An 11,236-nucleotide genomic window follows, 5' to 3' on the forward strand; every position below is an offset into this window, starting at 1 on the left:
GTTTTAGGAAACGGGTGAAGATCCTCATTCTTCTTTTCCATAAAGGTGGATCAAGGAATATTATAATATCTGCCATATCATATAATAATTGATATGATTTTCTATCAGTTCCTTCAAATATCCAATATCCTCTATCGTCTATAGCTTTAATAACGTTAATCTGCTCTTCAGGTGTACGTTTGATCCTTCCTTCATAGCTTCGATGATGAACAATCTCATCAAGCTCATACCACGGAATTCCTGATTCTTTTGATAATCGTTTGGCAAGTGTTGTTTTACCACTCGCAACTATTCCAACGATAAAAATATTCATCAATTTTCTCCATTATGTTTAGGCAATTTCAGGCTAACATTCTTGTATTCACGACGCCGCGATGCAGTTAAGTGAAGGGATGTGTCCGGCTGTCCGGTTGAATTTGCTTCCCTGCTACTGCCATTGGTGTTATATGATTTGGGGCCTTCTTTGACAATACCCTCGCTTTTATGATTTATTTCTTAAAATGCACGACTTACTACTTCTCCGCTATATTCTAATGCATCTATTGCTCTTATTCGTTGTACTTCACTAAGTTCTGATAATGGAGCCCATCTATAATCAGAGTGTTCTGAACTTAGTTTTATTGGTTGATCTTTTGCTAATGAGCTCTTGAAAATTCCTTCTTGTGCATTTAAGTGACTATGATAATAAAATCCTGTTAAAACTACCTTATAAACTTCAACACCTAACTCTTCTCTACACTCACGGATTAGTGCTTGATGTATGGTTTCTCCAGGATCAACTGCTCCTCCAGGCAAGCTCCATCCCTTGTTTCCATATGTTCGTTTAAGTAAAAGTATTTGCCCTTCACTATTAGATATTATTGCATGTGCGCCAAATCTAAAAGTATCATTAAATCCCAATGTTTCTCACTCCCTTCTTTTATTGCCTTAGTAATACATTCAAACATGATTTTTTATTATTTATGGTTTGCCCCAATTTCCTATAACGTCTCTCACAATCTCAATCACGAACCCGAGAGGCTTAAAGCGCGTAAGCACCTGGATGCCAGACTTAGCCTCACAGAGGTTATTCGCCTGATTCCACTTCCTGCTACTTCCCATTTCGGGCGAACCAGGATAATTCTGAGCATACAATCTAGCGTTAGCGACGCAGCGTGAATACGGTGTTATAAGATGTCCCCGTCTTCCTAGCACAACTTCAGAAATTCCTTTGTTATTAATTATTCCTATATGCTTTATACCAGTGATAGGGTTGCAGCTCTTCTAATGTCTTAAATATTATCTTTTCTTCAGAATTCGTTATTCCTGCCTTAACTTTTGACCCCCAATAAAATAGTCTTTCCTGACATATCCCGCACGGGGTTAAGACTTTGTATTCCGATTTCTCATTATCTCTAACTACACAAATAGAATGTGTTATTTTTACATTTAGTTTATGAGCTTCTAATATTGCTCCTGTTTCAATACATAATTCTGTCGATGCATTGATAATCTCAGGTGCAACACTTGTTAAAATTAATCCATTATCAGTGTACACAGCCGCTGCCCCTCCCCATCCAATCGGATAGCGCTGGTTTACCAATTCAACAGCAGCCTCATATATAGCTTGTTCGATTCTTGTCACCTTGCTCACCTCCAATGACTAATGCGGACTTTAAGCCTTCTCTGTGATACTTACATATAAGGATCTTCGGGGCGTAAACGCGGTGTTATATGCTGTTGAAGCCATCCCCGAGAATACCCTCGCCATCTATTTTTTCTTCCATAAAGATCCCCATAAAAATGGCACTCCAAATACTTCATCATGATCTGGTTTTTCAACTGCTCTAAATTCGATACATTCAAAATAAGGTTCCAAGATATATCTCAGCTTTTCCTCTGAAAATGCTAGTCCACCATTCATACTACCTTCTTCATATACTTCCCAATCCGACATTTCACGTATCGGGCCTCCCTGATCTCCAAATCCTGGCCTAAAACACGCAATTCCAAAAAATGCACCCGGTTTTAATGAACGATGAATCATTTCAAGGTACTGGATTCTTCGGTGCGGCCATAGATGATGCAAACAACCGGAATCATATACAAAATCATATTCTTCAAAAGCATCTATCTCAAATGCCGATTTACAAAAAAATTCAATTCTCAATTCCCTTTCTTCTGCACGCTCTTGCGCCCATTGAATTGCTTCAATAGAAATATCATAACCTGTGACATCAAATCCTTGTTGTGCTAAATATAAAGAATTCTTACCTGGACCACAACCTAAATCCATTGCTTTACCTAACTGGATAAGATTCTTCTCTACATAAGAAACTAAGTTCTCGTCCGGTGCATTCCTAAAGAAAGGAACAGGTCTTTCCCGATTTTTATAAAAGGGGTTCCAAAACTGTTCAGGTGCACGGAACTTTTGATCAAGCATATTCAATATGTCTTCATATGACCGAATAGTGTTCTCCATCATCCAATTTACCCCCAAATAAGGTTTTGCTTCGATTGCATTTATCGTTTTGCCGTTTACGACACGACCCAGCCTTAGATAGCTTTTTATCTTAGGCTGGGTCGTGTGTTGGTTGAGCTTCTTCCATGATTATACATCTAACAACCAAGGGCGTCAGCCCGCAGCGTGAATACGGTGTTATCCGGTATTGCTCTAGATCAGGGGGAAATCGGACAATACGGTGAACAGACGAATTAAAGCGGTGCCCCATGAAAGGAGCCGCTTACACAGGGTTTATTTCGAACCGAGTGTTAACTTAATATACTATTGGCTGCAAAGTTCATTTAAGTGGTGAGTAATAATTTGTTCTGTTTTTTCATTTGTGAATATATCTGGTCTTAATAGAGCATGTATGGATAAACCTTCAATAATAGCTGAAAGCCTTAATTTCTCCATTTCAATGTTGATGTCTTTATTTACATAGCCTGCTTTTATCAATATGTTAAGCAGTGCTTCCATTAAAATATATTCTCCTTCAGTTAGTTCAACTTTTTTCGTGTTCAAAGCTACACTTGTAAGTGAGCGAATGGCGAAAACCAACCAAACGCTAGTTTCAGTTTGTTTATCCCGATCCACAGGCACTAATTCTAACAACGTTTCCTGTACCGCAATGAAAGGGTCTTGTGACCATGATTTCTTCTCCGACCGTTCTTTCCCGCGAGCAAGAAAATATTCCATGATAAATAATAGTAATTCATCTTGGTTTGAGAAATAATGTCTTAGTGCTCCGGTAGACATTCCAGCCTCAGCAGCAATTCTCCGGATAGATGCTTTTTCAAAACCTTCCTTTTCGATAATAGCCCAAGCTGTCTCAACGATAATTTTTCTTTTGTGATCATGATCAACAATTTTAGGCACTCCAATCACCTCTTGCTTTAATTTCGCACACTGTGTTATTATCATTTTATCACAGTGTGTGAAATAAATAAAGAAGGGGGCGGGAGTTTAGTTGCTTGATATCATTGAATCATTAATTCCTGCCAACATAGATTTCACAACAGCACTCCTCATTATTGTGCTCTGTGCATTCATTGATATCTTAAGCCCCGGGGTGTTGGCGATCACAGCCTATATCCTTCTAATACAAAAAGAAAAAATGTCATCGCGTTTGATCGTTTTTTTATTATCTACACAATTTTGCTATTTTATGATGGGTATCTTGGTTTATCTCGGAGTCGGGCCGATTCTTGGGTTTATTGAAAGCATGTCCAACAATCAAATTTCAAGCTGGTTTTATACGGTACTTGGTGCCATCCTTGTACTGATTAGTTTTTATAAGCCTAAGAAAAGAATGGAATCCCGATTTTTGGAATGGTTACCTACTCAAGTGTCAATAAGAACGATGATTATACTCGGTATAATTGTATTTATGATCGAGTTTGCCACTGCTTTACCGTATGTTTACTCGATCTTATTAATGGATGGCTTAGCGTTTAATGCGGCGTTGTCCATAAGTATCTTACTTGGCTATAACGTAATCATGGTACTTCCTTCGATTTTCCTATTGATCGTTTTTATACTATTTAGAAACTGGATAATGAATCAGCTTGAAAAACTGCGAACCAAATTAGTAAAAGCTCCATTGTCTTCTGTTTTAATCGGAGCGGCAGTTATTGGGGCAATTTTATTCAATATTGGTATCAGGGGAATTCTATCTTGATATTCGTTTATAAAGGAGCTGCAGCTTATGAAAGAGATCGCAAGCGGTGTAAGTCTACTTCTATTCATTCAAGGAATTGGAGGTATCATAAACCGATTAGCAGGTGGAGGACCAAGTTGGTTTCTCGTCAATTACATCGGGGCTGTGCAAGGATATGAAATTATAGCCAGTATTGTTTTAGTTATACTGGGAGCGATAATTGGTGTAGGATCCCTCAAAATAAAAGGTAAAGATGACTAACCTATTATCTCTTCAAGACCTCATAGTTATTGGTGATGACGGGAAGACCGCCAGGAACGTCTTTAAGGCTAGGTATCATTCAAAGAACGAAAATACCAGGTAGAGATTCCTAAATGGCTGTTATAACATCCTAATTAATTTCATCAATATAACTTGAAAGTTATATACTGTTTTTGTTATACTCCATTTAGTAGTTATTATCTAATGAGAAGGAGCTGAGACTCTGCATTATATGATCGAGGACTTAGAAGAAAAATGAGGTGAGTCGCATGCCAGTAGAAGCCCCGAAAATGGATGTCACAACCCTCAAGGCATTAGCAGAACCTAACCGACTAGCTATCATTGAATTATTGCGGGAATCCCCTTTAACGGTTGGTGAAATTACCCATCAGATTAAACTAAGCCAACCTCACACTTCTAAACATTTGAAAGTGCTAAGTGATTGTGGGATTGTAAAGGTACATGCTAAAGCTAACCGTAGATATTACAAGCTTAGACCCGAGCCCTTTCAATCCTTGGAGTCATGGATTAAGTCATTCCAAGGAATTATGGAAGAAAGATTCGATAACTTGGATCGTTTACTGAAAGAGCTAAAGAATGAGGGAGAATTCTAACAACAGAAATAGGGAGGAATTACAGTGTCCAAACATGAAATGATATCGAGAGTAGAAAATGATAAGGTGCTTGTGTTAGAGCGTGTATTTGATGCCCCGCGTGAGTTTGTGTTCAAACTGTTCAAAGAACCAGAATACTTAAAGCGTTGGTGGAGTACCCATGGATGGGAACTGCCTGTTTGCAACATCGATTTTCGACCAGGCGGTGTTTGGCATTACTGCATGAAATGTGTGGATCAAAATCAGGATGAGTACGGTATGGAATCTTGGAATAAGACAATTTATAAGGAAATTGTGGAGCCAGAGAAAATTGTCTACACTGATTATTTCTCAGATGAGGATGGCAATATTAATGAAGCTATGCCCGCACCTGAAGTGACGATGGAATTCATTGATTTGGGAGCCGAAACCAAATTGGTCAGTCGTTCAGTATTCGATTCAGAGGAATCCCTTCAAGCGGTGCTCGACATGGGATTGCTGGAAGGCATTACTCAAACCTGGGATCGCTTGAACGAGCTTGTTGAAACACTGAAGCAAAATTAAAATTTGTATTATGAATAGATTGGTAGAAAAGGAGCACCGCAGAAAGGTGCTCCTTTCGGACTAGTTATCGTTTTAAGCAGTTCCGCCGTTTCGTCAGGTCAAGCAAAGAGTGATTCAGTTCATCTGCCTTACCCGCACCACGCTCAGGATGCTCGGCTGTACCCCTCCATTTCCGATTGTATGGCGACTGCTAATTTATTTGCGGGACAAAACGTCCACGACTTGACGGGTAGCGACGTTAAGCCGATTGTAAAGGTTAGCCGTGGCAATCCCGGTAATAAGCGCAGCCAGTGCCGCCTCATCATAGTGACGGGCTGCTTCTTTATACACTTCTTCAGGTACGGGATCGATCTGATCATGCAGTCGAGTCATCGACTCGCTGAGTGCCAGAGCCGCACGTTCCGCATCTGTAAAATTTGTTGTCTCACGCCAAGCAGATACGGCTATAATTCGCTCAATCGATTCACCTGCTGCCATCGCGTTGCGGGAATGAAGGTCCACGCAGACACTATCCCTGTTGATTTGGCTAACGCGAAGGTAGGCAAGGAAGAGGATGCGGGCCGGCATCCCGTTGTTCTCGGCTGAAGCAAACAAGGCCTTGCCCAGCGCCTGAAGGGCTTGACCCGCTTCAGGCAAAATAGTCGCCGGGTTTCTTGTTCTGGATTGCATCGGAAACACTCCTTTGTTGATGTTATCGAAGCCCTTGATTCGGCCTCACATTATCTTGACGTGTCGAACGATGAGAGTGTGACCGATCACGACTTTTTGCTTTTGTCACGTTCGCTGAACTATATTCGTCAATAGGGTAAGAAAAGCTTTTCAATGCTCAAATAGAGAAGCATAATGAGGAGCAGGGAGGATTCAGTCGTATGGAAGAACAATTCGAGTCGCAGCGAAATCATCTGCTGGCTATAGCCTACCGTATGCTCGGATCATTGACAGAAGCAGAGGATGCCGTGCAAGAAACGTGGTTGCGTCTTCACCGTTCAGACCGAAGCAAGATTGAGAATTTAGGGGGATGGCTGACCACAGTCACATCGCGAATTTGTCTTGACATGCTGCGTTCGAGGAAAGCAAGACGCGAGGAATGCATGGATGAGCATTTGCCAGAAAATTTGGCTAAAGACCGATACAATCCTGAACAAGAGGCACTGCTGGCCGATTCCGTCGGACTTGCACTGCTAGTTGTATTAGATAAGCTTAAACCAGCAGAACGGATGGCCTTTGTTTTGCATGATATCTTTGCCGTCCCCTTCAGCGAGATTGCACCTATCGTGGGAAAATCCGAACTCGCCACTAGAAAACTTGCGAGCCGCGCGCGCCAAAAGGTAAGAGGGAATGAGATCGATTCCCAAACCGATTTGAATCAACAGCGGAAGCTAGTTGACGCTTTTCTGGCGGCGGCTTACGCCGGGAATTTCGATTCGCTGGTAGCGATGCTGGATCCGGATGTCGTGCTTCGAGACGATCGGGAAACAAGCGTACGCAGCGAAACTAGGGGAGCTATGTCCTTGGCCAAGAAAGTATCGGGACACGCCAAAGCTGCGCAAGCGGCCCTTGTGGATGGACGCATCGGGGCGATTGCAGCTCCAGGCGGGAGGTTACTGTACGTGATCCAATTTACAATAAAAGACGAGAAAATCACCGAAGTCGATTTGATCTCCAGCTCTGCTCGCCTCGAGCAACTCAACCTAACGGTTTTGAGTGATTGAACGGCCTTACACAAATGACTATTATCAGCTTCGTATATCACGTAAAAATCAGGTACGTAAATCTTTTTCTGCGTATAACCCAAAGCGCTGGTTCGTATATCTTGGCTGACAAAATCAAAGTTATGCGAGTTCGAAGTGAGGAAAGCGAAGTAGTGGAATGACGAAAAGCCTTATGGGACAAGGGATTCCGGCGTTTTTGAATTACCCGCACAATATTTTAAAAAAAATAAAAATACCTGACTACATCATCGCCAGGTATCTCTATGTATAACGCCTCCTTTGAATTTTTTTATTATATCCCAGCCATACAGTATATCCAACTAGTCGCACCGTAGATATGCTTTTCATTTTTTGTGCCTATTTCAGATAACGTAAATGTATTCACGACCGTAGGGGTTGTCCTCTGAATCCGCTACTATAGAACATGCTTCTCGCATACCGAGGGGCGGCAGCTCCGATGCGTGAATGCGGGTTAGATGAAATCAGCCTTCCTCAGCTACTCACAAGTCCACAAACGGTCAACCTTAATTAATTGACCGTCTTGAAATGTCATCCTGTATATATCTGGCTTTGATGTGTTCTTCCAAAAATCAAATCCATATGTATGATCAAAATAATTCATAATGATCGTCATGATGTTACCATGCGTTCCTATTGCTATGCTTTTCCCCTCGTATTCTTTCAATAATCCAAGAATGACAGGGACCGCCCTTTGTTGAGCTTGTTTTGTACTTTCCCCACCTTCAAGGGAAAAATCATGATCACTGAATGATTTTTCAATAGCTTGTAAAAGTTCTTCCCATGGAGCCTTATAATCTAATCCCTTAATCGGTCTTTCGACCAATTCATCATATTCTATAATTGACAGACCCTTACGTTCCGCCAGAGATTCGACCGTCTGTCTGGCTCTTGTATAAGAACTAGAGACAATACAATTGATTTCTTCCGAATCCAACAGATCCGCCACCTTCTTCGCTGCTTGGAAACCTTCATCAGACAATCCTCTGGATCGTTCTTCTCCAAATACAAATGGAGATTCGGCATGCCGAATCATATAAATTTGGGTTTTCATACTGCCTCCTTGAGATCATTATCTACTTCTCTGCTGCTGGTATCTCATCACCGAATCCACTTCTAACTCCGGCGGACAGAGGGCCGAATGACCGGATGCGTGAATATGGTGTTAGACGAAGTTAACGTTTCTTTACGCTGCCTACAAATAGCTTTAATTTTTTCTGTGAAAATAACCTCCCGCGTATACTCCCCGCATGATGAGCAATCTCGGGTAATCGTACCTTGATAACATGATTTGGAGCTTGTACGACATTTCGTATGAAACACTGGCTGTAGCTCCTTTAAACCCCGGCATTTGTACTTACTCAACTCTTAGATCCCGGTATTTGTACGATTTGTCATACAAATCTCGGGCAATCGCCCTTCAATCCATGCATTTGTACGATTTGTCATACAAATCTTGGGTAATTGCCCTTCAATCCCCTGTATTTGTACGACGTTTCATACAAATCTCAGGTAATCGCACTTCAACCGCATGAATTTGTACGACATTTCGTACAAAACGCAGGCAACAAGCCCGTGCAGCCCGCGAACCCCGCCAACCTTGCTATTTTCATGCCGGAGTTGTGCCAGAACTGGAGAAGACATGACTGTTTTCATGCTTTAAACGATGTCTTTATGGGTTGGCCCCTCTGAATTAAATAGGACTAAAAACCCACCTCTGGCTCTAACCTTAGGGTGGGTTTTTACTTTCTCTTGTTGTGCCACCCAAGGTTCAATTGTCCTTTCTATTGTGCCATCATCTCCCAATCAGATGAAGAACAATTGTTCGATGTTTTGAAGATTTTGATCTTGTGAATTTTGTCTAACGTAAATGTATTCTCCCTTAATTCTCTCCAGGTTATTTCAGCTAACGTCCTGAGTATTCACGAACCTTCACTGGCTTAAGCTGCATGCCGATCAAGCGAAGCGATCGATAAGCCGGGTCCGAAAGAAAGGACTTAGCCTGTGCAAGGTTGTCCGGCTGTTTCCGCTTCTTCGCTGCTGAATATACTTCATGGCAATGCTTCTACCGGACCGGGGGAGCGTTAGCGACGATGCATGAAAACGATGTTATGTGAAGTTCCCGACACCTTGAATCTACCTCACATTAATCTTCTTTCTAATTCTTTGATAATTTTTACCCATTCCTCAAAGCCTTCGGATTCTTCTCTTAATTCTCTTAACTCGGATTCGGATAAGATTTTCTCTACTGCTTTTTGAGATAGCACTAATAATTCTTTGCCCTGGCCTTTATGACGGTCTATCCAGTCTTCAAGATCTTCATCATATTCTTCATGACCTGGTCTATCTTGCAAGGCAGCGAGTATTTCTATTGCTCCTAATGCGATTTCTGCAGTATATGATTCTATTTCACTATCATCAAGCGCCATTTCAATTGCTTCAGTAATTAAACTTAAATCCTGTGTTTCTAAAAGATCCTCTATCCAATCTAATACAGTATCATTTTCAAAAATTCCATAACCCCAAGCTCCCATGATACATCCTCGCTTTCTTTATTCATATTTATTTTTCGATTATTTCAGATAACATAACGTTTTGTATATACGAACCCGAGAACCATAAGGGAGCGACAGCGACCGAAACGTGAATATGGTGTTAGATGAAGTTACCTCTGAGATATTACAAAATTCCTTAATCCATCCCTTAATTTGTTTATTCCCTCTAATACGTATTTCATATTCTCTTCCTCGTTCATATGTCTTCTAGCATATTTTAATACTGGTCTTAGTGATTCTACAGAGTTTCCAAATTGTTTCATCCACTCATATCTTGGAACCATCCATAAATGAAAATGATGTGTTGTATCTTCGTTATAAAAATAATATACATAATCTATTCCCAGTCTTTTTCTTTGTTCCATTCTAATCTTATGAACCAATGAAATATACTCTACTTGCTCTGCTTCTGATAGTTCGTCCATACAATAAAAATGTCGTTTGGAAGCGATTATAACTAAGCCTCTTATTGGATATGCAACATCTTGATGAACGTGAAAATTATTGGATTCATAAATAACGCCACCAGCAGGAGTTATTAATCCGCTTGTTAACGCGCAGCTTAAACATTCAACTTCTACATTTCGTCCATCAGCAAGAGTAATTTGTCTTGGCATTAAACACCTCAGGATTTAATATATTTGTATCTTCGTAATTTCCAATAACGTCTCTCGCATTCACAAAAGGAGGTTGTCGCAGCATCCGCTTCTTCGAATCCATGTCTGTGACCTTTCACTTTCGGAATAATAACTAACCATTTTCTTCCTTTCACTGGCGTACTCTATTTCCTTTCTTGTACTATTCCCAATATAACCGCCAACATCAATAACAAATATCTCGTCTGATAGATCAATTTTACGGAAGTGAATCTCCTCAAACAATTTTGCTTGTTCTGGAGTAATATGAATCCCTTCACTTTGCTCAAAGAAAGCTAAACTTAAAACAATATTTCCTTGAAGAGTCAGAAATGCATTGGCATCCTCAAACTGCTTCTTAAACTTTGTTGAACCGCATAGAGTTATGACCTTCATTATTACTATCCTATCCTTATCAATTTTAGGTTTTTATATATTCAAACTTGCTGCAGCCCGATGCGTGAATACGGTGTTATAAGATGACCTCGGCTTTCTCGATTCCACTAGACAATTCCATTTATTACCCCGATCTGATATTCATCTTCATACACCAATTGACCAGGGATTACTTCCGACTCAGTTCTTATGATTTCAACTTTATACTTTTTAGCTAAATCAAAAAAAGGAGCCAGCCTTTCCAGCATTTCATTTGTGTTTTCAGTTTCCTTAAACCAGGTTACCGCTCTTATTGAATTTTGATCATCATAAAAAGGCGGATTAGGTAAATTCTCTTCAAACCAATCATTCGTTTTCTTATAC

General features: G+C 40.6%; 15 protein-coding genes and 1 pseudogene. 5 read left to right on the top strand and 11 right to left on the bottom strand.

Features of this window, described 5'->3' with window-relative positions:
* The 5 genes and pseudogenes from PSHG_RS30930 to PSHG_RS18325 all read right to left on the bottom strand — a co-directional run.
* Nucleotides 1-313 (bottom strand): annotated as a pseudogene (locus PSHG_RS30930) (hypothetical protein); the annotation flags it as partial.
* Nucleotides 314-495: 182 nt separating this feature from the next.
* A complete protein-coding gene (locus tag PSHG_RS18310) occupies nucleotides 496-900 on the bottom strand; it encodes an NUDIX hydrolase (RefSeq protein WP_010275889.1) in 405 nt (134 codons plus the stop codon).
* A 316-nt stretch (nucleotides 901-1,216) separates the two neighbouring features.
* Nucleotides 1,217-1,624: a cytidine deaminase gene (locus tag PSHG_RS18315; protein WP_010275893.1), complete on the bottom strand. Its 408-nt coding sequence runs from the start codon at nucleotides 1,622-1,624 to the stop codon at nucleotides 1,217-1,219.
* A 126-nt stretch (nucleotides 1,625-1,750) separates the two neighbouring features.
* Nucleotides 1,751-2,464, bottom strand: coding sequence for a class I SAM-dependent methyltransferase (locus tag PSHG_RS18320; protein WP_010275898.1), 714 nt, complete (start codon nucleotides 2,462-2,464; stop codon nucleotides 1,751-1,753).
* Between the two features lie 300 nt (nucleotides 2,465-2,764).
* Nucleotides 2,765-3,358 (bottom strand): TetR/AcrR family transcriptional regulator, encoded by a 594-nt coding sequence (locus PSHG_RS18325; RefSeq protein ID WP_010275901.1) that lies wholly within the window; start codon nucleotides 3,356-3,358, stop codon nucleotides 2,765-2,767.
* Nucleotides 3,359-3,449: 91 nt separating this feature from the next.
* Between PSHG_RS18325 and PSHG_RS18330 the strand changes: the two genes are divergently transcribed.
* The 4 genes from PSHG_RS18330 (at nucleotide 3,450) to PSHG_RS18345 (ending at nucleotide 5,557) form a co-directional block, all read left to right on the top strand.
* Nucleotides 3,450-4,160 carry a GAP family protein gene (locus tag PSHG_RS18330; RefSeq protein WP_010275905.1) on the top strand — a complete coding sequence of 237 codons (711 nt, stop codon included), beginning with the start codon at nucleotides 3,450-3,452 and terminating at the stop codon, nucleotides 4,158-4,160.
* A gap of 27 nt (nucleotides 4,161-4,187) precedes the next feature.
* Nucleotides 4,188-4,400, top strand: a complete 213-nt coding sequence (locus PSHG_RS18335; RefSeq protein WP_010275908.1) for a hypothetical protein — start codon at nucleotides 4,188-4,190, stop codon at nucleotides 4,398-4,400.
* 269 nt (nucleotides 4,401-4,669) lie between these two features.
* Nucleotides 4,670-5,014: an ArsR/SmtB family transcription factor gene (locus PSHG_RS18340; protein ID WP_010275911.1), complete on the top strand. Its 345-nt coding sequence runs from the start codon at nucleotides 4,670-4,672 to the stop codon at nucleotides 5,012-5,014.
* 39 nt (nucleotides 5,015-5,053) lie between these two features.
* Nucleotides 5,054-5,557 carry an SRPBCC domain-containing protein gene (locus PSHG_RS18345; RefSeq protein ID WP_392392022.1) on the top strand — a complete coding sequence of 168 codons (504 nt, stop codon included), beginning with the start codon at nucleotides 5,054-5,056 and terminating at the stop codon, nucleotides 5,555-5,557.
* 195 nt (nucleotides 5,558-5,752) lie between these two features.
* Here the strand turns inward: PSHG_RS18345 and PSHG_RS18350 are convergent, their stop codons facing one another.
* Nucleotides 5,753-6,226, bottom strand: a complete 474-nt coding sequence (locus PSHG_RS18350; protein ID WP_010275920.1) for a carboxymuconolactone decarboxylase family protein — start codon at nucleotides 6,224-6,226, stop codon at nucleotides 5,753-5,755.
* A gap of 200 nt (nucleotides 6,227-6,426) precedes the next feature.
* On the opposite strand from PSHG_RS18350, the gene PSHG_RS18355 reads away from it, so the two are divergent.
* The gene (locus tag PSHG_RS18355) at nucleotides 6,427-7,269 is read left to right on the top strand and encodes a sigma-70 family RNA polymerase sigma factor (RefSeq protein ID WP_010275925.1); all 843 of its coding nucleotides are present in this window, start codon (nucleotides 6,427-6,429) and stop codon (nucleotides 7,267-7,269) included.
* A gap of 496 nt (nucleotides 7,270-7,765) precedes the next feature.
* On the opposite strand, the gene PSHG_RS18360 is transcribed toward PSHG_RS18355, so the two are convergent.
* From PSHG_RS18360 to PSHG_RS30935, 5 genes are all read right to left on the bottom strand, one after another.
* Nucleotides 7,766-8,341 carry a histidine phosphatase family protein gene (locus tag PSHG_RS18360; protein WP_010275929.1) on the bottom strand — a complete coding sequence of 192 codons (576 nt, stop codon included), beginning with the start codon at nucleotides 8,339-8,341 and terminating at the stop codon, nucleotides 7,766-7,768.
* A gap of 1,087 nt (nucleotides 8,342-9,428) precedes the next feature.
* Entirely contained in the window at nucleotides 9,429-9,821 is a 393-nt protein-coding gene (locus tag PSHG_RS28205; RefSeq protein ID WP_010275933.1) for a DUF4259 domain-containing protein, read from the bottom strand.
* A gap of 131 nt (nucleotides 9,822-9,952) precedes the next feature.
* Nucleotides 9,953-10,459, bottom strand: coding sequence for an HIT family protein (locus tag PSHG_RS18370; RefSeq protein WP_010275938.1), 507 nt, complete (start codon nucleotides 10,457-10,459; stop codon nucleotides 9,953-9,955).
* 60 nt (nucleotides 10,460-10,519) lie between these two features.
* Nucleotides 10,520-10,873: a hypothetical protein gene (locus PSHG_RS18375; protein WP_010275941.1), complete on the bottom strand. Its 354-nt coding sequence runs from the start codon at nucleotides 10,871-10,873 to the stop codon at nucleotides 10,520-10,522.
* Between the two features lie 107 nt (nucleotides 10,874-10,980).
* Nucleotides 10,981-11,236: hypothetical protein (locus PSHG_RS30935; protein WP_010275946.1), on the bottom strand; the 256-nt coding region annotated here is incomplete at its 5' end.

Source organism: Paenibacillus senegalensis JC66 (assembly GCF_000285515.1).
Taxonomy (GTDB): domain Bacteria; phylum Bacillota; class Bacilli; order Paenibacillales; family NBRC-103111; genus Paenibacillus_L; species Paenibacillus_L senegalensis.

Coding starts and splice junctions, on each gene's coding strand:
- PSHG_RS18320 (WP_010275898.1), bottom strand. CDS start 2,464: ATGATGGAGAACACTATTCGGTCATATGAAGACATATTGAATATGCTT.
- PSHG_RS18335 (WP_010275908.1), top strand. CDS start 4,188: ATGAAAGAGATCGCAAGCGGTGTAAGTCTACTTCTATTCATTCAAGGA.
- PSHG_RS18340 (WP_010275911.1), top strand. CDS start 4,670: ATGCCAGTAGAAGCCCCGAAAATGGATGTCACAACCCTCAAGGCATTA.
- PSHG_RS18345 (WP_392392022.1), top strand. CDS start 5,054: ATGATATCGAGAGTAGAAAATGATAAGGTGCTTGTGTTAGAGCGTGTA.
- PSHG_RS18350 (WP_010275920.1), bottom strand. CDS start 6,226: ATGCAATCCAGAACAAGAAACCCGGCGACTATTTTGCCTGAAGCGGGT.
- PSHG_RS18355 (WP_010275925.1), top strand. CDS start 6,427: ATGGAAGAACAATTCGAGTCGCAGCGAAATCATCTGCTGGCTATAGCC.
- PSHG_RS18360 (WP_010275929.1), bottom strand. CDS start 8,341: ATGAAAACCCAAATTTATATGATTCGGCATGCCGAATCTCCATTTGTA.
- PSHG_RS28205 (WP_010275933.1), bottom strand. CDS start 9,821: ATGGGAGCTTGGGGTTATGGAATTTTTGAAAATGATACTGTATTAGAT.
- PSHG_RS18370 (WP_010275938.1), bottom strand. CDS start 10,459: ATGCCAAGACAAATTACTCTTGCTGATGGACGAAATGTAGAAGTTGAA.
- PSHG_RS18375 (WP_010275941.1), bottom strand. CDS start 10,873: ATGAAGGTCATAACTCTATGCGGTTCAACAAAGTTTAAGAAGCAGTTT.